The sequence below is a fragment of the Afifella marina DSM 2698 genome (genome assembly GCF_900102695.1).
Classification (GTDB): Bacteria; Pseudomonadota; Alphaproteobacteria; order Rhizobiales; family Afifellaceae; genus Afifella; species Afifella marina.
Window position 1 is genome coordinate 603,443 of the sequence record NZ_FMVW01000001.1, and the last position, 20,664, is coordinate 624,106.

The window sequence follows — 20,664 nt, forward strand, 5'->3', positions numbered from 1 at the left end:
GCTGCCGTTCGGCTCCGAGAGGAACCAGCCGTTTCCTATCGCGGCAGTTCAGGACTGTACAAAGGCCGACGCCCTTATTGGTTGAACATTTCACGTCTTTCCGATTGAAGGAGGCGGGGGGAGTTCAGTGGCACTGTTCAACACTAAGGTTCTGGCGCGGGCGGGTGCGGTGATCGAGACCGTGCCGGAGACGCACGCGGCTATCCTCGCGCATTGGGCGGGTATGATACGCTCGGGCGAGATCGTCCGGCACAAAGAGACCGCGCTCGACGGGGACTTCAAGACCGGCATCGTTGAGGGTGTGCTCGGCTACCGTCCGGCGGGACACGCGGATGGGCAGACCGTAGACAAGGAGCATCCGATCGGCGCGGGCAGAGTCGACCTCGCACTCGGACGTTTCGGCGGCGGATCGGACGAGGTCGTCGCACCCTTCGAGCTTAAGGGCGCGGGAACACGCGATCTTGATGCACCCATGCAGGGGCGCAACATCACACCTGTTGAGCAGGCTTGGGACTACGCATTGCTCACCGGCAGAACGGTGCGTTGGGTGCTGGTCACGAACTACGTCGAGATCCGCCTCTATTCCTATCGCGAGGGCGCGAGGGACTACGAGCGTTTTGATATCGCTCGGCTCGGTGAGATGGACGAGTATCGCCGTTTCGTCACCCTTCTGCACGCTGACAACCTCCTTACGGGGCGCACCGAAGAGTTGCTGCGCGAGAGCCTGGAGGCGGACAAGGAGATCGGCAACGCCTTCTATGCCAACTATCAGGACGTCCGCGAGCGATTGATCACTGAGATCGCTGCCACCGGCGACGGGAACCGCGAGCCGCACGCGCCAGAGAGCGTCGTATCCATGGCACAAACCATCATGGACCGCGTCCTCTTCATTGCCTTCGCTGAGGACCGGCAGCTCCTGCCGGCTAACCTTCTCCGTCACGTCACGGCCGCTGCCAACGAGTTCGCGCCAGTGCCGAAGTGGGACAACTACTTAGGTTTGTTCTCCATGATCGACGGCGGGGGGACCGTTACGATCAGGGGGCGCCCGCAGACCATCTCCGCCTACAACGGCGGCTTATTCCGCCGCGATCCCGCCATCCGCTCATTGAAGCTGTCGGACGAAGCGTGCGCCGGGCTTGGCACGATCGGTAACTACGACTTCGCTGAGGACGTCGACGTCACTATCCTTGGCCACATCTTCGAACAGTCGCTCCGCGATCTGGAGAAGCATCTCGCCATCGCCCGCGGTGAGGATGAAGGCGACTTCCGCTCGCTCGGGCGCTCTCACTCCAAGATCAAGAAGGACGGTATTGTCTACACGCCGTCCTTCGTGGCTCGCTTCATCACCGAGCGCACGTTGGGTGCGCAGGTGCGCGACACTTTCCAAACCGTGATGCGTGAGCACGCGGTTGCGGGCGATCCGAGCGAATATGACACACTGCGATTCGAGGGGCGCAAAGGTTCGGCCAAGGCTCGCAAGAACGAATTGGCCGCATGGCGTGCTTATCTCGACCGCCTCCAACACTTACGCGTGGTCGACCCTGCCTGCGGCTCGGGCATCTTCCTCGTTACCGCCTTCGACTGGCTGCGCGCCGAGTACGACCGGGCCAACGCCAAGATCGCCGAGCTTCGCGGCGATGCCAACGCACCCGACCTTTTCGACATCGACTCCGAGATCTTGTCCAAGAACCTTTATGGCGTTGACGTAAACGCCGAAAGCGTCGAGATCACAAAGCTGTCGCTGTGGTTGAAGACCGCCAAGAGCGGCAAGCCGCTCGATGGGCTCGACCACACGATCCGAGTCGGCGACTCGCTGATCGAGGACGCCAACTACGCCTATCTCGACCACTGCTTTACGTGGGCGGAAGCGTTTCCGGAAGTGTTCGATCCAGACGAGGGCGAGGCAGGCTTCGACGTCGTACTCGGCAATCCGCCCTACGTACGCATGGAATTGATCAGGGCCATGAAGCCCTACCTCGAGACGCGCTACGAAGTCGTATCGGATCGGGCGGACCTCTACTGCTACTTTTACGAGCGAGGACTGCGGCTGCTACGGCGCGGCAAGAACGCCGGGCGGCTCGGCTACATCTCCAGCAACACTTTCTTCAAGACGGGTTCAGGCGCACCGCTCCGGCGCTACCTTGCGCGCGAGGCCACCATCGAGACGGTGGCCGACTTCGGCGACTTGCAGATCTTCCAGGGAGTGACGACCTACCCTGTCATCATGATCGCCCGGGCTGGCGAACCGGAAGAAGACCACGAAATCAGCTACTGGGACGTGCCTGCGGTGCCGGATACGGAGTTCGGTGGTGCCTTCGACGCGGGCGCCTTACCCTATCCCCAGGGCGCGCTCGGTGAGGGCTCGTGGGAGTTGGAGTCAACGGCCTTGCGCGAGCTTCGTGCGAAGATCATGGGAAACCACCCAACGCTTCAGGAAGTGTACGGCGCGCCCCTCTACGGCATCAAGACGGGCCTCAACGCTGCCTTTGTGATCGACCGGGCCACACGTGACCGCTTGGTGGCGGCGGACCCGCGCTCGGAGAAACTTTTGCGGCCGTGGTTGGAAGGTAAGGACATGCGCCGTTGGCGCGTCGAGCCGCGCGACCTGTTCATAATTTATATCCCGAAAAATCGGATCTCGATCGATGACTACCCAGCGATCCGCAACCACCTCGCGCCGTTCCGGGAATGGGAAGAGCGCACAAAATCCGGCAATGTTGTCATGAAGGGGCTAGAGCACCGAGCTACCGAACAGGAATGGTTCGAGTTGCAGCAGGCACAAGAGGCATATGTACCGGCGCTGGAAAAAGCGAAAATTGCCTACCGTGATGTAGCCGACGAATGTGCCTTTTCGCTTGATAGGTCGGGGTCGTTTGTGGACTCGACTTGCTTTTTCGTACCTAACGATAGCGAAATACTACTCGCGTTTCTAAACTCCCGGGTCGTTTGGTTCCTAATGAAGGCGCTGACGCCGGAGTTTCGCGGTGGCTTCGCCCGCTTCAAAAGCCAGTTCGTCGGCACGATCCCAATCCCCGACGCCCTACTGAGCAACCTCGAACTCGGTACTCTCTCTTGCACCGCCCAGTCCGCCGCCGCCAACCGCCTGACCCAGCAAACTGCCGTCACCCGCCGCATCCCTGATCTCTGCCCACCCAACCAACGCGAGACGGACGGATCGGTGAAGCTCGGGCGAAAGCTGGAGGAATGGTGGAAACTCGACTTCCCCGCTTTCCGCGCGGAGATCAAGAGGCGGTTCAAATCGGACATTCCGCTCGCCGACCGCTCCGATTGGGAGGACTGGCTGGAAACCTCGCGACGGGAAATCAACGAACAAACCGCCGCCATCACTGCGGCCGAGCACGAGATCGACGCGCTCATCTACCGACTGTTCGACCTAACGGACGGCGAGATCGCGCTGCTAGAGACGAACACGTAGAACAGCGTAGGAGCGGTCTTCCTCTTAAACGCTTCGTGTCGTACGGCGTCAGCAGGTATGGCGTCAAAGCTTACAATGTCTGCTTTTAGATGAGTGCAAATACCGCGCCAATTACTGCAATGAACGCATAGCCGTCGGGACGTAACGAGCTCTCCGCCTCAAGGCTATGAAAAACTGTGAGGGCGCATCCGCGCGCCTCACACCCTGAGCAGGGCCTTCAGATCCGGCAGGACGGCGGCGGCGGGGAGGTCGTGGTATTCGTCGGCCTGGCCGGCGCGGTTGATCCACACGGTGCGGAAGCCATAGGCGGTGGCGCCGGCGATGTCCCAGCGGTTGGAGGATTGAAACGAGATCGCTTCCGGATAGACGCGGAAATAGGTGGTGGCGAGCTCGTAGGCGCGCTCATCCGTCTTGTAGAGGCGGATGTCGTCGACGGAGAGGACGGCATCGAAGAGGCCGGTGAGGCCGGCGGCCGCGATCGCCGCATCGAGCATGTCGCGTGTGCCGTTGGAGAGAATGGCGAGCTGGCACCCGGCCGCGCGCAGCCGGCTCAACGTCTCCGGCACCTCCGGATAGCAGTCGAGGCTGCGATAGGCGGCAAGAAGCGTCGGCTTCATGGAGGAATCGAGCGAAGGATAGGACTGGAAGGCGTGGTCGAGCGCGGTTTCCGTCAGCGTCCAGAAATCGACATAGCGCCCCATCAACGAGCGCACCCAGGAATATTCGAGCTGTTTGGCGCGCCAGTGATGGGAGAGTTTTTCCCAATCCGGCCCGACGGCTTCGGCATGCCGGCGCACGGCCGCATGCACGTCGAAGAGCGTGCCATAGGCATCGAAGACGAAGATCGATGGCTGCATGCGGCTTCCCCCTTCTCTCGCGCGCCGTCGGCTTTCGGGCGCCAAATCGCCGGCGCGCCCGCATTCCGGGCCCGCCCGCAGATGCCGCCCGTCGGCGGCTTGTGACGAGATAGGGTCTAGCAAGACGGCGGCATTCAGGCTACCGCCAGGAGTTCATATTGGCTGCGACGGGCGTCTTCGCCGCGCCCCGGCCGCGCCGCGCAGGACGTGGCGCAACCTCGTTCAGACGGGGCCGGGACAGACGTTTTGAAGGCGCGGGCCGTTCGCCGCAAAAAGCGACAGACGAGAGGCACGACATGGCGGAATGGTCGAAAACCTGGACCTTTGTGGATGGCGACTGGCACGAGGGCAATGTGCCGCTCATCGGCCCGCGCAGCCATGCCATGTGGCTCGCCTCGATGGTTTTCGACGGGGCGCGGCGCTTTGAAGGCGTGATGCCCGACCTCGAACTGCATTGCGCGCGCGTCAACGCGTCGGCCGCGGCGCTCGGTCTTGAGCCGAAGGTCGACGTGGAGACGATGGTGGGGCTCGCCAAAGAGGGCGCCAAGAAATTCGACGACGAGACGGCGCTCTATATCCGCCCGATGTATTGGGCGGAGGAGGGCGGCTTCATGTCGGTGCCGCCGCTTGCGGCCTCCACGCGCTTTTGCCTGTGCATTCACGAGACGCCGGTTCTGGAGCCGAAGGGCTTTTCGCTGACCTTGTCGCCCTATCGCAAGCCGACGATCGAATGCGCGCCGACGAACGCCAAGGCGGGCTGCCTTTACCCTAACAACGGGCGGGCGATTTTGGAGGCGAAGTCGCGCGGCTTCGACAATGCGCTGGTGCGCGACATGCTGGGCAATATCGCGGAAACCGGCACCTCGAACATTTTCATGGCGAAGGACGGCGTCGTCTTCACGCCGGCGCCGAACGGCACCTTCTTGAACGGCATCACGCGCCAGCGCGTCATCTATCTTCTGCGCCAGGCGGGCGTGGAGGTGCGCGAACAGGCGCTGACGATCGCCGATTTCACGGCGGCGGACGAGATCTTTTCGAGCGGCAATTATTCCAAGGTCGTGCCCGTCACCCGCATCGAGGACCGCGATTTGCAGCCGGGCCCGATCGGCAACCGCGCCCGCACGCTCTACTGGGACTGGGCGCACGCCTGAGCCTGCCCCCTGCTATTGGCGGCTGTCGTTTGCGACCGGTGTTGGAAGCGGCCGGCCAAAGCCCCAGATAAAGCTGACCGTGATTTTCAAGGGAGTTGTGTATGTCCCGCTTTCTGCCTGCCGCCGTTTCGGCGGCCGCCCTTGCCGGGCTTCTCGTCGTCGGCGGGACGGTGCCGGCCGATGCCACCTGGCTGCGTTTCGACAAGGGGGTGGGGACCTGCAAGGCGCTGACGGCGCGCTATGATCCGAAAAGCCTGTGGTTCGGCTGGGTCGCCGCGCAGGGCCAGGGGCCGGCGGGCGGCGAACGCGGCAGCCGCCGCTTCTATGCCGAGGGCTGTTTCCGCACCGAGATCGAATGCCAGCGCTTCGTCAACGAGGGGCTGAGCTTCTCCCGCGGCCGGCTGATCAACATGCAATGCGAGCCGGGCGTGCCGCCCCGCGCGCTGCGCTGAGGTTTTTGGGGGCCGCCTACTTGTTTTAAGGAGACCCCCACCCCTAGCCCCTCCCCACAAGGGGGAGGGGGACCGTGCCGCTGACGCCGGAGTTTTTGGTGCGCCGCTGCGGGCTTGCGGAGGGGCCGGCCCTCTGCGGGGGGCGATCGACCCTCTTCTGGTTTGACCGACCCTCTTCGCGTTCGAGATGTCGTCGTTTCGGCGGATGGTTCTGCCCGGCGGATCGGTGCGCTCCACCACCTCCCCCTTGTGGGGAGGTCGACGCGGCGGCGAAAGCCGCAAGCGTCGGGTGGGGGTGACGGCGCTGATGGCCGTTCTCCGAAGTCAACACTTGGGCAGACTCCCACTTTTTGGGGGGACCCCCACCCCTAGCCCCTCCCCACAAGGGGGAGGGGGACCGTGCGGCTGACGCCGGAGTTTCGTCGGGCCGCCCGGTCAAGGGGTTGGCCGGTCAAGGGGATGATCCGGGGATAGGTCTCGCCTGGGCGCGGTTGAGCTTTTCGGGGCTGCCTTTCCGGTCCCCGCTTTATCCTCCGGTGTTGTCCGCGCCGCCGTTCCCGCCTCCGCTGTTCCCGCCGTCGCTGGCGTCGCCGAGGGGCGGGACGGCTTTGAGATAGGCGGCGATGGCGGCGCGGTCTTCGGGCGGGAGTTTGGCGAGGTTTTCCTGCACCGGCACCATGGGGCCGCCGACGCTGTCGAAATCGGGCGTGAAGCCGCTTTCGAAATAATAAGTGAGGTCGGAAAGGCTCCAGCTGCCGATGCCATCATCGGACGGCGTGATGTTGGGGATGCGGCCCTTGCCCTCCGGGTTCGGCGCACCGGAAAGCCAGCGGTCCGTCTCAAGCCCGCCAAAGGCGTCGCGCGGCGTGTGGCACTGGGCGCAATGGCCGGGGCCTTCGACGAGATAGCGCCCGCGCATGAGCTCCGCGTCGTTTTCATCGACGGCAATCACCGGATCTTCGGAGAGATAAAGCCGCTTCCACAGGCCGATGCCGCGGCGCAGCGAATAGGGGAAGGAGAGATCGTGGCCCGCGACCCGGTTGCTGCTCGCCGGAAGCGTGTCGAGATAGGCCTTGAGATCGAGAAGATCGGCGAGGCGCATCTTGGCGTAGGAGGTGTAGGGGAAGGCCGGATAAAGATGCGCGCCGGACGGCGAGAGCCCGCGCTTCATCGCATTGACGAAATCGATGTCGCTCCAGGAGCCGATGCCGGCGTCGGGGTCTGAGGAAATGTTCGGCACGCGGAAGAGGCCGAAATCGGTGTCGAGCTCGAGCCCGCCGGAAAGCACGAGCTTTGCCTCGCCTTCCGCTTTGGGCGCGGCATGGCAGGAGGCGCAGCTGCCCGCCAGGAACAGGCGCTCGCCGTTGGCGACATCGGGCTCGTGCGCGGGGAGCGCCGCGGCCGCAATCGGCTGCGGCATGGTCACGACATAGAAGCCCGCACATGCCGCGGCCGCCAGGACGACGGCCGCAGCCAGAAGCTTTTTCGCCACGAAAGCCTCAGTCCTTTTCGACGCGATAATCTTCGTGACAGGATTTGCAGTTCTTCGCGACCTTGCCGAACGTCGCCTTGAAGGCGTCGAGATCCTGCGGCTTCGCTTTCACGGCCGCGGCGGTCGCCTCTTGCAGATCGCCGATCTTGGCGTGAAAGCCTTCCATATCCTGCCAGATTTTGGGCGAGGCTTCGGTGTCGCCGGTGTCGGAGCCTTCCGGGAAATAATGCCCAAAGGTGTGGGCGCCGGCATCGAGCGTGGCGAGAACGAGCTGGCCGACCGCGGGATTGTAGGGGATTTCGCCCTTGATCATGCCGCCGCCGACCTTGGCGGAGGCCCCGAAGGATTCCATGATCGTCTGGCGCGTCTTGATGGGGTCGTCGGTGCCGGCGGTGCCGGATGCCGCATCTTGGGCATGGGCGGCGAAGCCCGCGACAGAGGCCGCGGTGAGGGCGCCGGCGATGGCGAGGGAGATGCTGCGAAGCATGAGGCTGCCTCCTGTTTGTCTTGGACAGGTCTAGTTATAGGGGGCGGTTTCGCGGCAGCCAGCGGCAGAGACCGCGACGGCGCCCCTTCACGCAGGCGTGACGGCGCGCGAGCGATCGGGAGGTTTCGTGATGGCGGCATTGAGAAGCTTTGGGGCGGCGCAGGGGCGCGGGGCGCAAGGTGAACCACGCGCGGCGGCGAAGGCCGGGGTTTTGGCCGGGGTCTCTGCCGCTGTCGGGGCGACGGCCGGGGTGGCGGTCTTGGCGGGGGTCCTGGCGACCCTCGTGGTGGCGGGTGCGCTCACGGCGACGCCCGCGGCGGCCGTGGTCGGCCATCCGCCGGCACCCGAAGGCGGCGGCGCCTGCGAGGCGGGCGGCTGGAGCTGGGTCGGGACGTTTTCCGGCACGAGGGAAGACCCGATGAACGACTGGCGCCGCCCGGTCTTCCTGCGCGCCTGCTTTCCGAACGAATACACCTGCCGCCGCTGGGTGAACTCGGTGCAGACCTGGGCCGAAGCGCCGGGGCTGATGCGGTGTGAGAGGCTGGGGCGGTAGGGGGCGAGGTGGGTCGCTGATGGCATCAGTGAGCTGGATGCGCGGCCGCTTGTTAACTGCCGCGTCAATTTCGACAAGATTGATGCGGTCTATGAGCTTTTCGGAAACCAGCACGACGGGGTGTTGAAGATGGTGATCACGTCGTAGGGGTGATCCCACGGGCGCCTGAGTACATCCGTCCTGCCTCCTTTTGTCTTGTTGCTGTTTGTCTGGGGATTAATAAATAAATATCGACCACAGAATTTTATCCGCAGTCGCACGATTATTTATACAACGGATGATAAAACTAGTGGAATAATTAAAATGAAAAATAATTTTTCTCTACAAAAAATAGAAAATAGCGAGTTATTCGAAGACTTTAAAAGAAAGAATCTGAAAGGGCCGAATGCCCTCGCGTATGATCCGAGAGATTGGATCGATGCCATGGCTGCGACCTCAAACCCCACGGCACGAGATTTTACTCTTCTGCACGCCGCTCTGTATTTTGGGTCTGAGTTCAAAAAACTTCGTTCGTACATTGAAGGCAACCTTCCCAAGCTGACCATAGCGGACGCAGTAGATTTTGTTGTTGCTGCGGCAAACATTCAGGCTAACACGGTGATAGGCATTTCCAGGAAAAAAAGCAAAAAAATAAATAGAGATTTAAATATTAGATATATTGGAGATACGGGAGAAATTAAGGTAAATAATATTGGAAATCAATATATTAGCCCCGATGATATGATGTCAAAAATAGTTGATAGCATAGCAACTATTCTGTATCGCGTAAGCGACGTCGATCGTTCTCCTTCGCCGAATAGCCGAAAAAATGCACTCTGCAGAGCGCGGGTCCTCGTGGGGTACGGTTCGATAGAACATGGACTCAAGGAGTTGTGGGACCGGGCTGTATGGGATGGCTGTACACTTAAAAAATACGGCAATGGATTTGTTTTTGCTGCAAATGATGAGGCGTTGGCTAAGCTTTGGCTCGCCTGGCAGCGTCGTTTTGAGACTGTCATCCTGCAGGAGGAGCATCTTAGGTTTGGGCAAGCTATAGTGCAAGACGAACGTCGTCTTCGTCAGCCTATTCTCACCCATAATGTTGTCTGCATTGATGATCGATCGGGACGCAAACAGGAATACCGCATCGGCAAAGCACGCCGAGGCGGCAGCGAACAGGCATCGACGCTTGGCGCGATTAAGGCGACCTACCTAAGTTCGTTCCTCGATGAGGTTCTTCCGGCGTATCAGCATGTTGGATTGACTTACCTTAATCTCTGGCAGGCTTGGTGGGTTCTTCAGGAGATCGCGAATGTCCACCAAGCTCGTATGCCCAGCCGAGGGATGCTTACTTGGAAACATGTTGATTCCTACGCTCTACGGTTCTCTGTGTCGCGTGCAACCAAGGCGATCGCGAGCGCACTAGGGCTCCCGCCGTCTTCAGCAGAGGCCGTGATGGAGATCTTTACGACCGATCCGAATTTGATGGACAGTAAGAACGCAAACGATTTGTTTCAGCAGAACACGTGGGGGCGACCTATCGTGCGGTCACCCAACGAAGACCGAGGTCGGATCGTACTTGCTTCTCTTCGATCACCGAACCCCGTCATGACAATGGAGCGTTGGATGATGCGCACCGGCATGACGGACGACTCGGGAAAAGGCTATAAGAAGACTGAGCGCGGGAGGGTGTTCGAAAGGGTCGTGCGCGAACGGCTAGAAGCCGTGCGTGTAACCAGCGAGTGCCTTAGGGGCTTCCGCGTCGCTCAATTATCTGCTCGTGGCGATGGCGCGGAGCAGATCGATCTTCTGTTGCAGTTCGGTTCCACAATCGCCGTCTGCGAAGTGAAATGTTTCAATGTGCCTTTCAGCCCCCTCGATCGGTACAATCATTTAAGGAAGATCAAGGGAGCAGTCTCTCAGGCAAACCGCAAGGCCGAGTGGGCCCGAGGCAATCCGACCTCGATCCTTAGTGCATTATCAGTTCCGAAAGGCGAACGAGATCGTCCTTGGCGGTTCGTGCCTCTCGTGGTGCTTAACACCGCCTATGGGGCCGGCCTCACATTAGATGGCTGCGCCGTCACTGATGTCGACTGGTTGTCGACGTTTCTGGGGTCCCCTAAGATTTCAGTGAGCGGACTCTTCGAACGCGGGCGCCGTGCCTCGATGGAAATTCGGACCGTTTATCGCGATCAGGCAGATCTTGAGCGGCGTTTTGCCGAAGTTGCCGTGTCTCCGCCGTCCTTGGCCTCCGAGCTCGATCGGATCGAGTGGGAGTTGATCCCGTTCCCAACTAGTTCGGGAGAGGCTCTGTTGCTCCGGGTCCCTGTTTCTACGGGTATCCCGGGTATGAGCCCACCTCAGTAAGTGGGGAGGAGTGTGAAGAAGCGCAGAGTGAGTGCGCCAGCTCAGGTGCCGCCCGGGCCGGATGCAACCACCGCGGCCGTTCCGGGTTCTCCCTCGGCATTTTGGGAAGGGCGGGCTCATGAGACGGGTTGTTTTTGCGCTTGCGGCATTCGTCGCCTCGGCCGGGTGTCTTCCGGCGGCGGCGCAGTCCGGTGCGGGTGAGCAGGCGGAGAGGGCGGCCGCCGGAGCGCGGGCGGAGCGTTCGGCGGACGCCGCCTTGGTCGAGGCGGTGCGGGCTGTCGGGATGCGCATCCGCGCCTGCTGGAACCCGCCGCTGGCCTCGTCAGGCGCGCGCGCCGTCGTCTCCTTTGAGGTTGGGGAAGAGGGACGGCTCGTCGGCGAGCCGCACGTCGAGGAGGCGGATGCAGGTGCCGCATCTGGGGCCGCCTCGGGGGGCGCTGGCGTCTCTGGGGCCGACCAGGCTTTTGCGCTCTCCGCGGTGCGTGCCGTTCGCAACTGCGCGCCCTATCCGGAGATCCCGCCGGGCGAGACCGTCAGGGCGCCGTTCGTGTTCGTGGCCGAAGGCGGCGGCGGCGATGATGCCGACGCAGGGGCGGATGCGAACACTGCCTCCGATGCGAACACGGCCACCGATGCGAACACTGGCACCGACGCGACCCCCGGCGCCGACAGCGCAGGCCTGTCGGCCGCGCGCAGGATGGAGGTCGGAGGACGCAGCTTTGGCTATCGTGTGCCGCCCGGTTTCTGCCGGGTCGAGGCTGCGATTTCACCCTACGACGCGGTCTTGCTCGAGCGCCTCGAGCCGCCGAAAGGGCGCGGCGCGACCCTGGTGGCGCTCGAAGCGGATTGCGATGAGCTTGAAGCGGCGCGGGCCGGTGCCGACGTCAAGCCGCGCCGGCTCATCTCCATCGTCGCGATGATCGACGGTGCCGGCACAATCGTCGTCGACGACAAGACGCCGCGCGAGGAATTCCTGAAGACGATGAGGGCGCGTTTTTCCGATATGGCGCCGCTCGGGGAGAATGACGATGCGGAGTGGGAGGGGTCGCGCCGGCTCGGCCACACCGACGAGGCGGTGGTCGTCGTCCACAAAAATCCGGGCGGCGACGGTCGCTCGGCCATCAACCTGGCGAACGCCTATACGCTCGTGCGGGGCGTGCCCTTCATCGTCAACATGCTGGCGGCCGATCGGAGCGAGAGTGTTGCGGCCGCGGCCGACATGGCGAACGCGGTCGTGCATACGATGGTCGTCATGTCGGAGCCCGAGCGACGAGAGGAGACGGGGGAAGGCGACGCGCCCGCCATCGAGCGCTGAACAGTCATTTCGGGGCGCCCTGCGTCTCGGTCGCGTGCAGGCCGACGGACATGCGCGGTCTCCCCGGACCTCTCGCCAATCATGCACGGGCGCCTATGATGCGGGTTTCGCGATGCCAGGGGATGCGGGCGCGTGCCGGTGTCTCGACGGCCAGGGGAAGGGGCATTCGATCATGACCACGGGAGGCGCAAACGCGGCGGAGGGGCCGTTCGCGTTTCGGCTGAAGCTTCCCGCGGGCGTCGAGGCGTGGATCTATCCCTCCGCCTTGGTCGTGGCGGTGGTCTTCAGCGCGCTCGTTGCCTATCACCATGCGCATCAGCCCGTCGCGCTCGCGATCATCCTTCTCGTCGGTCTCGTTCTGTCGGATCTGGCGCACGAACTCTCGCATCTGATCACCGCGCGCGGCTTCGGGCTCGCCTGTAATCGGATCGTCCTGTCGGTCGACGGGGCCTTCGTTTTTCTCGAAGAGCCGAAGTCGCGGAGAAGTATCATCGCGATCGCCTTCGCCGGCCCGGCGGCGAACCTTGTCATCGCAGGCGTCGCGTTTGCGATCTGGGGCTTGAGCCCGTCTGCGCCGGTACAGCATCTGCCGGGCTTTGCGACGCCGCTGCCCGCGTCCCCGACGCTCGCGCACGAGGCGGCGTTCTTTCTCGGCCTCTTCAATCTGGCTTTCGGGCTCGCCAATCTCGCGCCGGCCGTCCCAACCGATGGCGGCGTCATTCTCTGGTCCGCGTTGCCACGACGGGTGTCGGAAAGGACTGCGCGCCTGATCGTCTCAGCACTCGGGCTCGTCTTTGCCGTCGTCTCGACCGTGGTGCTGATCGCGAGCGTTCTTGCGATGGTGCCGCTCTATCTGCCGCCGTCCTTCGGCGACAATTTTCGCGAGTTCCGCCGCGCCTGGCGGATGGCGCCGGCGGAAGGCGGCGCCTGAGCTTCCGCCGCGGCGGCCTTATGGCCGCTCTCTCCTTACCGATAAACCATGTCGATGCAGTCGAAGGCGCCGAGCGCGTGGTCTTCTCGGAAATGCTGGTGATCGGCCTGGAGGCGGTCGGCGGCTTCTTCGGCGAAGCGCACGAGATCGGCGATGAAGAGTTTTCGCGGCGTCGCCGCGGCGATGATCGAGGGTTCGACGTCATAGTCGATCTGACCGAGATCGTCTGAGAGCGCATGCGCCTTGGCAAGTGCTGCGCCGCAGACTTCAGCATAATCCTTCCAGGTGCCGAAGCTTAACTCGTCGAGATCGATGTCGTCGCGAAAAGGGGCGCGCTCGCGGCTCATGAAGCTGTCGCCGTCGATCTCCACGGCGCCGTAAAAGATGTCGCCATGGGCGAGCTGCACCGCCTGGCCGTGGGCGATGCGGTCGGCCTTGGCGCCGGCATCGAATTCGGAGGGCGGGGCGAGCCCGTCGAGGGCGGAGCGGCGGGCGCGCTTGAACTCGATGATGATGTCGTCGGTGGCGTTCTTGGACGGGCCCTCGATGAGGACGTAATAGCGCGGCAGGCCGAGCGAGGCCGTGCCCTGGCCATGGCGCACGCACACATCCTTGACCTTGAGCTCGCCGGCGCGGTCGGGCGCGTCGATCCCGTTCGATTTCGCCAGATCGTCGACCGCCTTCTGGAATTTCTTCACCTCTCCGGAGATCGGCTGCAGCTCGTCGCTCGCCTTGAAGCCGCGGCCGGAGCTCTTGAGATAATCGTCCCGCAGCCAGTCTTGGCGGTCCTCCCAGGCTTCCTTGAAGAGACGGCGGATGACTTTCGGCGAATTGTCCATGCGGTAATCGTCGTTCTTCTCCGTCGCGTGCTCGGCATAGGCTTCCATCGCCTTGAGGTAGCCTTTGACGAATTTCTTGACGACCTTGCGCCGCTTCTTGCGGGTGAGACCGCCTTCCTCGCGCGCCGCGATCCAGAAGCCGACGGCGCCGCGTTTGATGTCGAAGGTGAAGGGCGCATAGATCGTCTCGTCGAAATCGTTGACGCCGAAGATCGGCGCACCGTTTTCATCCGGCATGACGCCAAAATTTTCCGGATGCACGTCGCCGAGCGCCATGACGGAGGGCATGTTGGCATCCTGGCCCGCGAGATCGCGGTAGAAGAGCAGCGCCGTGCCGCGGAAGAACTTGAAGAAGTCATTGGCGAGCTCGTCGAATTTTGCCCGCGCGCCGTGGTTGCGCTGCTCGATGCGCTGGGCGTGGTCCTCGCGCAAGGTGGAGCGCACATGTTCGCGCCGCGCCTGACCGGTGAGGAGCACGGGCGGCACGATATGTTCGCCCCCGGCGATGCGCTGGGAGAGAGTGCGAAAGGCGTCGCGCTGGCCGCTCGCTTTGCGTGCGGGCTTGATGTCGGCGGATTTGGTTTCCGTATCGGCCGTATCTTTCGCCGGCTTTTTCTTCGCGTCGGCCATGGTCGCTCTTTCCTCTGGCGTCAGCTTGAAAACGCAAACCAGGAGTTGCCGTTCCGAGAAGGCGGGTCTGTGCGCTTGCCGCTCCGCCTGACGCCGTCTTCGGGCCCCCGTGAATCTGCCCCCTGAACCTGCCCTGGGGACCTGCTGTCGCGAGGCCCGCGCCGTGGCGCCGGCTGTGGGCTTCCTGCACCAATCTCTGTGAAATGTGCCGTTCCGCCGGGGAATGTCCGCCTGCCGGCAGCCTCTGCCTTGCGTTTTCAGCCTCAAGCAGGCTTTGGATGCTTTCCAAGTTCGCAGGCGTGTCACTAGGTGATGCCTACGGATTGCGTTCTGCGTTCGAGGACGTGATGGAGCGAAGGCGGGGGAGAAATGGCGGTTCGGTCCCCCGCCGCGGATGCATCTGGCGGAGGTGCATGCCGCACCCGACGGCGACATCGGGACCGCAATCGAGGGGGCGGGATTGAGAGCCGGCGCGAGCGCCGGATTCGGCAGGTCGGCATTCGCGGGCCGGATGCAGTGGGATGAGAATGTTGACGGGACCGAACCCGAGAATGTCGCCTCGCCTTATGGGGATTGTTCGAAGCAGCCTCGCACTGATCGTGGCGGCCCTCATCGTCATCGCCTCGGGCGCGCCGGGCCGCGCCGTCGAATTGAGCGACGCCGAACGGCAATGGGTGGCCGAGCATCCGACCGTTACCGTGGGTGTCGTCGCCGACAACGAGCCCTATTCGTTTTTCCGCAACGGCTCGATGATGGGTTGGACGCTCGATGTGCTCGACCGCATCGAGGTGGAAAGCGGTCTCACCTTCGTGCCGCGCATGGGCACCTGGCCGGAGATTTACGGCAATTTCCGCGCCGGCAGGCTCGACGTCGTCGCCGACATCTCCTTGACCGAGGCGCGCCAGCCCTTCATCGCCTTCACCGACCCCTATCACCAGCGCCGCACGGTGATCTTCCAGAACGTCGATCACCCCCTCCCGCAACCGATCGATGCGGAGGCGCTGGCGAAGAAGCGCATCGGCGTCATCAAGGATATTTATTACGGCGGTGCCCTGCGCAAGGCGGGCATCGAGCCCGTCGACTACGACACCTACCGGGACCTGATGGCGGCGCTTGCCTTCGGCTGGGTCGATGCGGTGATCGCAGCCGAGATGACGGGCAATTTCTTCGCCCGCGAGAACGGCTTTTCCAATGTGGAAGCGGGCGGGCCGGTGCCGCTCACCGGCGTGTCGCTTGAAGATTTTCGCCTCGGCGTGCTGAAGCCGGAAGCTGAGCCTGTCGGGGGGAGCGCTGGAAATACGACAGGGGACGCCACCGGGGGCGCGGCGTGGAGTGCTTCAGAACGTGGCGACGGCGACGTGGTCGTTGCGGCCGCGCGCGACCGCGACCGGGAGATGCTGCACGCGATCCTGGCGAAGGCCGTCGCCGCGCTGCCGACGGAAGAGCTCGCCGCCATCACCGAGCGCTGGCTCAGCTATCGCAGCGGCCGGGTGTTTTCCGCCGGGCCCCTGCGCCTCCTGCCGGAGGAGCAGCAATTCGTCGCCAATGCGCCGCCTTTGAAGGTCGGCTTCATCAGCGATTACGAGCCCTTGAGTTTTCTGCGCGACGGCAGGGGACAGGGCTTTGCGGTCGATCTGATGCATGAGATCTCTGCCGCCACCGGGCTTGCCATGATCCCCGTCTACGACAGCGGGGCGAACATTCTGCAGGCGTTTCGCGACGGCGACATCGACATCATGAGCAACATGTCGCGCACGGCCGAGCGCGAAGACTACACGCTCTTCACGCGCGAATATCACCGCATCCCGAACGCCGTCTTCGTGCGCTCCGGCTTCGGCCCCTATCGCGGTCTTGAATCGCTCGATGGCCGCAGCGTCGGCATCGCCGAAGAGATCTATTATGCCGACGCGCTAAAGGCGCGCGTTGAGGATGTGCGCACCTATGCGACGCAGGAAGAGATCCTGCAGGCGCTGGCCCGCGGCGAGGTGGATGCGGCGATCATGGCGCTGTCGAACGGCCGCGCCATCATCCGGCGCCTGGGGCTCATCAACATCGAGATCGGCGGCGAATTCCTGATGCAGGGTGTGCAGCGCGAGGATCTGCGCTTCGGCGTATCTCCGAGCTATCCCTATGCCCGCAGCATCATCGACCGGGCGATGAGCGCCATGTCGGCGACACGCTGGAACGAGCTCGAAACCCGCTGGCTCGGCCCGACCGTTGCCGGAATGGAGCGCCAGCGCCCGCTTCTGACGAGCGAAGAGCGCGCCTATCTCGATCGGAAGGGCGTCCTGAAGGTCTGTGTCGATCCTCTGACGCCGCCTTATACCTCCGTCGACAAGGCCGGCGATTTCACCGGCGTCGCCTCCGACGTGATGGAGAGGCTGGCGCGCCAGGGCGGCTTTTCCTGGCAGGTGGTGCCGGTGCCGATCTGGGGCGGCGGCCTGAAGATGGCCGAAGATTACGAATGCGACGTGCTCCCCTTCGTCACCGACAGCACGGCGGCCGACGACCTCTGGACGTTCACGCTGCCCTATCTCGTTTTGCCGATGGCCGTGGCAAGCTCGCTCAACGAGCCGATCGTCAGCACGATGAACGACCTGGCCGGCAAGCGCGTCGGCATCGCCCCCGGCGAAAGCCCGCTGCGCGTCCTGCAGGAGCGCTATCCGAACGTGAACCTGGTGGAGGTGAAGAGCGAGGCGGAGGCTTTGACCGGCGTGCGCCGCGGCGAGCTCGATGCCGCTCTCGGCACGCTGCCGAGCCTCGGCTATCTCTTGGCTTCCAAACGGCTTTACGACGTGAAGGTCGCCGGCCGCATTTTTGAGGATTGGCGCGCCTCGATCGCCACCCGCTCCGACGAGCCGATGCTGGCGGCGATTTTTGCAAAACTCGTCGCCGGCCTCGACGAGCAGGAGGTGCAGACGATGCTGAGCCGGCAGATGCTGGTGCGCATCGACGAGAGGGTGGATTACAGCCGCCTTCTCCTTCTCGGCGGGGTGGCGCTCATCACCCTCGTTCTCGTCATCTACTGGAACCGCAAGCTGCGGCGCCTCAACGCCGCGCTCGAACGCGCCAACCAGAAGCTTCAGGACGTGTCGATCACTGACGCCTTGACCGGCCTTTACAACCGCCGCCATTTCGACGCCCGCGCCGCCGACGAATTCGGGCTGTGCCAGAGGAATCGCTGGCTGTTTTCGGTGGCGATGATCGATGTCGACCATTTCAAGAGCGTCAACGATGGGCATGGTCACCTCTTCGGCGACCAATGCCTGCGCCATATCGCGCGGCTGGCGCGCGAGGTTTTCGGCGAGGACGGCGACATTCTGGGCCGTTATGGCGGCGAGGAATTCATCATTTTTACGCTCGGCGGCGGGAGCGAGGATTTCTTCGAGCGTCTGGAGGTGCTGCGCCGGCGCGTGGAAGAGGCGCCGTTTACCGCCGGCGAGGAGACCTGGCGCCTGACGGTGAGCCTCGGCGGCTATGCCGCGATCCCCGCGCCGGAGGCGAAGCTCAGCGATTTCGTGCGCGAAGCCGATGCGCGGCTTTATGAGGCGAAAGCCCGCGGCCGCAACCGGGTGGTTGGGGAGACACGGGCGGAGAAGAGCGCCGACGTGAAGGCGGAAGGGCGCGGGGAGATGGAGGAAGCGGGGTAGGGGGCAGAGGCCCGACGGAGGCCTATGCCTTCAGTGAAACGGACCGGGATTACGATCAGCGCCAGATCAATTTTGGCCATCAACGGCTTGCCCGGATTTCGTGGGCCCACCTAATCCGACTGGACGATCTCTGGAACGCGGTGCGACGGCAACGTCCCGACATCGCGATGACGCTCGACGACAACCACCCGACACTTGGCGCCAGCTGTCTTTATGCGTTGGTTCTCTATAAGAGGCTTTCCTTACTCTACCTGATACCTGACAAGCGCCTCTTCAAGTGAATTCATGATGGCGTCCAACGGTGCATTTGGCGGGTATCTAGACGGGATCGGACATAGTCTGAATCTGGCGCGCCGAGCAGTGCGACCAGCAGCCGGCACACCAGAGCCTTCATTTCCAGCGGTAAGTTCTGGTTGGTGCCGCGACCATGCACTGCGAACCCAAGTGGCGCGTCCACAAACAGACTCTCGTGGATCGTTGTATTGCGGATTTTGGCGATCTGTGGGGCGCCGGTCGAGTCATCCGCCCAAGTAGGCAGCGGGATTTGGAAGTGGTCACAGAGCCACCGAGTCCGACTATGGTGAGGCAACCTGCGTGTCTGAGGTGAATGCAAATCTGTAGCCAGTTTGAAGCAGGTGTCGAGCGCGCCGTAAAGGTAGAGAAACTGCTCGAACTGTAGCGCCTGAGGTGCTTGAGCGATGTAGAGGGCATGCAAGGCTGCGATCCAACGACGTGCGTGCAAGGGCTCCCGCCTGTTAGTCTGCCAGAAGGATTCGGCTAGCCCGAGCGCTTGGATCGTTTCTTGTTGGTTGAGCACAAAGTCCACGAGTTTACGAGGCCTGACCGTTGTGGCGTCCAGAAATCCCGCGTCGGTCGTAGTCAGTCGCATGCCGACGAAAAAGCTCAGTCCCCAGACCAGAAATTCAAGATGTTCTCGGTCGTGTGCAGCTACGTGACAAAGTCGATGCGTCTTTGGCATCCCGAATACCCGGCTAGGGAATGGGCGCTCAACCACGCCGTGGCCCATGACGTGAGTGCGCGCCAGCGGTGCATAAATCCAGTCACCGTCTACGCCGGGGTCATCACGCACGCTGGAGACGGCCGTCTCGATGTCCGGAAGGGTGGCCAGGGTGATAGGTCCAACACCTTCGTCGAGAGGTTCGGGATACCATCCAAAGTCGACGCAGTTGTTCATCGCGATATGATGGAAGGTATCGGGAGCAGGAAGGTCAGCATGATTTCCCTGGAGGCGCTTTCGCGTATATTGGTCGCCGTCACCATACGTTATTGAGCCTGTTTGTAATACCGTGTCGCTTCTTAGATAAAGCGTATTTATTTGTGATTTTTGCTGTTGCGTTAGGGTGGAGTGCTATATTTTTTCGTGGCGCGCGGCCAGTTCGATCTCCACACTTGGCAATAGCGTAGACGCGCATCTTTCTGGACCGTTTGTTCCTTACGAAAAAAGCCCCAGGTACGTGGACTGAGGCTGAGCTCCCGCACGGAGCACGGAAGCTGTCGAGAGCTTGAGGTTGTCGAACCAGACCTCGAATGATTTCGGCCGCGCGTTGCTGTCGTCGAGGGAGCGGGCGAGGGGCGAGCGGCGGTCGCCGAACGCTCCGGTCCCGGAGTGCGCCGCGATTTCGCGGAAGGGAATGCGGGCGCGGACGAGATCGCTTGCGCGGCTTCGCGTGAAAGAGCCGTCTCGTTCATCGCCCGGCCGGGTGCCGAGCTTTCAGCCGGGCGCCGGACTATCGGTCGAACCTTGCCGGGCCGGCGACAGTCTCGGCCGTCAGGGGCCTGCCAAAGCTTGCCGATCTAACATGCCGGCTGCCGCATGCGCTCGTCCTGTGGCGGCAAGCAAGGCGATACCCCTGGCGATGAGCCGAGCGAGCGTATCGGGCGCTCGCGCCGGTCCGGCTCAGTCGATGTCGGCAAAGCGCCTCAGAAATGCGAGATATTTGGGGTCGTCGTCTTCGAAGATCTCAGAACCGCCGCCCATATAGGCGCGCATCAGGTCGTCTTTGGCTCGGTCCTCGTCTCCGAGCTCGAGCGCGCATTGGCCCAGGCGGAGATGGATGAAAGGATTGCCGAGCCCGTCGGGGCCGGCAACGGCCTTGCGAAACGCGTCTTGGCACGCCTGCCAGTCACCTTCGTAGAAGAAGGCGTCTCCGCGCGCCGCCTGCAGCCAGGTCCATGCCGACCATTCGCTCTTGGGTTCGGGCAGAAGGGCGACCGCTTCGTCGTATGCGGTGAGAGCGGAGGCGAAGCGGCCGGCCTCGGCGAATTCGTCGCCGCGCCGGGAGAGCTCGACAATCCGTTGATGCAGGGCCTCATCGAGCTCGGCTGCGGGGGCCGCTTGCACGAACTCGATCTGAGGCGGGGGTGTGGCGGGGTCATCCATGACGTTTTTCAGCGCTCGATTGGCGGTTGCGCCGATGGTGTCGGCTCGATCAGCAGCCTACCCCAAAAGCGGGGTTTTGCTCATCACCTGCGTGTGTCGTTCGGTCTTCGGTGGAACTTCGTCC

At 63.0% G+C, this 20,664-nt stretch carries 14 protein-coding genes; 8 read left to right on the forward strand and 6 right to left on the reverse strand.

Features of this window, described 5'->3' with window-relative positions; all coding sequences use genetic code 11:
- Window positions 1-127 precede the first annotated feature (127 nt).
- Complete coding sequence (locus tag BLP76_RS02745; RefSeq protein WP_092809339.1) at window positions 128-3,436, forward strand: Eco57I restriction-modification methylase domain-containing protein; 3,309 nt, start codon at window positions 128-130, stop codon at window positions 3,434-3,436.
- Between the two features lie 197 nt (window positions 3,437-3,633).
- On the opposite strand, the gene BLP76_RS02750 is transcribed toward BLP76_RS02745, so the two are convergent.
- On the reverse strand, window positions 3,634-4,293 hold the full coding sequence (locus BLP76_RS02750) for a haloacid dehalogenase type II (protein ID WP_092809340.1): 660 nt from the start codon (window positions 4,291-4,293) through the stop codon (window positions 3,634-3,636).
- Between the two features lie 296 nt (window positions 4,294-4,589).
- Here BLP76_RS02750 and BLP76_RS02755 point away from each other — a divergent pair, with 296 nt between their 5' ends.
- Window positions 4,590-5,444, forward strand: coding sequence for a branched-chain amino acid aminotransferase (locus BLP76_RS02755; protein ID WP_092809341.1), 855 nt, complete (start codon window positions 4,590-4,592; stop codon window positions 5,442-5,444).
- A 101-nt stretch (window positions 5,445-5,545) separates the two neighbouring features.
- On the forward strand, window positions 5,546-5,896 hold the full coding sequence (locus tag BLP76_RS02760) for a hypothetical protein (protein WP_092809342.1): 351 nt from the start codon (window positions 5,546-5,548) through the stop codon (window positions 5,894-5,896).
- Between the two features lie 526 nt (window positions 5,897-6,422).
- On the opposite strand, the gene BLP76_RS02765 is transcribed toward BLP76_RS02760, so the two are convergent.
- Window positions 6,423-7,388, reverse strand: coding sequence for a cytochrome c (locus tag BLP76_RS02765; RefSeq protein ID WP_244514391.1), 966 nt, complete (start codon window positions 7,386-7,388; stop codon window positions 6,423-6,425).
- Window positions 7,389-7,395: 7 nt separating this feature from the next.
- Window positions 7,396-7,875: a c-type cytochrome gene (locus BLP76_RS02770; RefSeq protein WP_092809343.1), complete on the reverse strand. Its 480-nt coding sequence runs from the start codon at window positions 7,873-7,875 to the stop codon at window positions 7,396-7,398.
- A 130-nt stretch (window positions 7,876-8,005) separates the two neighbouring features.
- Between BLP76_RS02770 and BLP76_RS18705 the strand changes: the two genes are divergently transcribed.
- From BLP76_RS18705 to BLP76_RS02790, 4 genes are all read left to right on the forward strand, one after another.
- Window positions 8,006-8,428 carry a hypothetical protein gene (locus tag BLP76_RS18705; RefSeq protein WP_170130405.1) on the forward strand — a complete coding sequence of 141 codons (423 nt, stop codon included), beginning with the start codon at window positions 8,006-8,008 and terminating at the stop codon, window positions 8,426-8,428.
- A 303-nt stretch (window positions 8,429-8,731) separates the two neighbouring features.
- Window positions 8,732-10,774 (forward strand): hypothetical protein, encoded by a 2,043-nt coding sequence (locus BLP76_RS02780; protein WP_139163666.1) that lies wholly within the window; start codon window positions 8,732-8,734, stop codon window positions 10,772-10,774.
- A 118-nt stretch (window positions 10,775-10,892) separates the two neighbouring features.
- On the forward strand, window positions 10,893-12,089 hold the full coding sequence (locus BLP76_RS02785) for a hypothetical protein (RefSeq protein WP_092809346.1): 1,197 nt from the start codon (window positions 10,893-10,895) through the stop codon (window positions 12,087-12,089).
- 172 nt (window positions 12,090-12,261) lie between these two features.
- Window positions 12,262-13,020, forward strand: a complete 759-nt coding sequence (locus BLP76_RS02790; protein WP_092809347.1) for a site-2 protease family protein — start codon at window positions 12,262-12,264, stop codon at window positions 13,018-13,020.
- Window positions 13,021-13,055: 35 nt separating this feature from the next.
- Here BLP76_RS02790 and BLP76_RS02795 read toward each other — a convergent pair whose 3' ends face one another.
- Complete coding sequence (locus BLP76_RS02795) at window positions 13,056-14,489, reverse strand: DUF2252 domain-containing protein (protein WP_092809348.1); 1,434 nt, start codon at window positions 14,487-14,489, stop codon at window positions 13,056-13,058.
- A 551-nt stretch (window positions 14,490-15,040) separates the two neighbouring features.
- On the opposite strand from BLP76_RS02795, the gene BLP76_RS18895 reads away from it, so the two are divergent.
- Window positions 15,041-18,139, forward strand: coding sequence for a transporter substrate-binding domain-containing protein (locus tag BLP76_RS18895; RefSeq protein WP_244514392.1), 3,099 nt, complete (start codon window positions 15,041-15,043; stop codon window positions 18,137-18,139).
- 283 nt (window positions 18,140-18,422) lie between these two features.
- Here the strand turns inward: BLP76_RS18895 and BLP76_RS02805 are convergent, their stop codons facing one another.
- Together BLP76_RS02805 and BLP76_RS02815 are read right to left on the reverse strand one after the other, a co-directional pair.
- Window positions 18,423-19,334, reverse strand: a complete 912-nt coding sequence (locus BLP76_RS02805) for a hypothetical protein (protein WP_139163667.1) — start codon at window positions 19,332-19,334, stop codon at window positions 18,423-18,425.
- Between the two features lie 723 nt (window positions 19,335-20,057).
- Window positions 20,058-20,540, reverse strand: coding sequence for a tetratricopeptide repeat protein (locus BLP76_RS02815; protein WP_092809351.1), 483 nt, complete (start codon window positions 20,538-20,540; stop codon window positions 20,058-20,060).
- Window positions 20,541-20,664: the final 124 nt, after the last annotated feature.

What these genes read in the sequence shown, in the direction of transcription:
- BLP76_RS02750 (WP_092809340.1), bottom strand. Translation starts at nt 4,293, where the DNA reads ATGCAGCCATCGATCTTCGTCTTCGATGCCTATGGCACGCTCTTCGAC.
- BLP76_RS02755 (WP_092809341.1), top strand. Translation starts at nt 4,590, where the DNA reads ATGGCGGAATGGTCGAAAACCTGGACCTTTGTGGATGGCGACTGGCAC.
- BLP76_RS02760 (WP_092809342.1), top strand. Translation starts at nt 5,546, where the DNA reads ATGTCCCGCTTTCTGCCTGCCGCCGTTTCGGCGGCCGCCCTTGCCGGG.
- BLP76_RS02770 (WP_092809343.1), bottom strand. Translation starts at nt 7,875, where the DNA reads ATGCTTCGCAGCATCTCCCTCGCCATCGCCGGCGCCCTCACCGCGGCC.
- BLP76_RS18705 (WP_170130405.1), top strand. Translation starts at nt 8,006, where the DNA reads ATGGCGGCATTGAGAAGCTTTGGGGCGGCGCAGGGGCGCGGGGCGCAA.
- BLP76_RS02780 (WP_139163666.1), top strand. Translation starts at nt 8,732, where the DNA reads ATGAAAAATAATTTTTCTCTACAAAAAATAGAAAATAGCGAGTTATTC.
- BLP76_RS02785 (WP_092809346.1), top strand. Translation starts at nt 10,893, where the DNA reads ATGAGACGGGTTGTTTTTGCGCTTGCGGCATTCGTCGCCTCGGCCGGG.
- BLP76_RS02790 (WP_092809347.1), top strand. Translation starts at nt 12,262, where the DNA reads ATGACCACGGGAGGCGCAAACGCGGCGGAGGGGCCGTTCGCGTTTCGG.
- BLP76_RS02795 (WP_092809348.1), bottom strand. Translation starts at nt 14,489, where the DNA reads ATGGCCGACGCGAAGAAAAAGCCGGCGAAAGATACGGCCGATACGGAA.
- BLP76_RS18895 (WP_244514392.1), top strand. Translation starts at nt 15,041, where the DNA reads ATGTCGCCTCGCCTTATGGGGATTGTTCGAAGCAGCCTCGCACTGATC.
- BLP76_RS02805 (WP_139163667.1), bottom strand. Translation starts at nt 19,334, where the DNA reads ATGAACAACTGCGTCGACTTTGGATGGTATCCCGAACCTCTCGACGAA.
- BLP76_RS02815 (WP_092809351.1), bottom strand. Translation starts at nt 20,540, where the DNA reads ATGGATGACCCCGCCACACCCCCGCCTCAGATCGAGTTCGTGCAAGCG.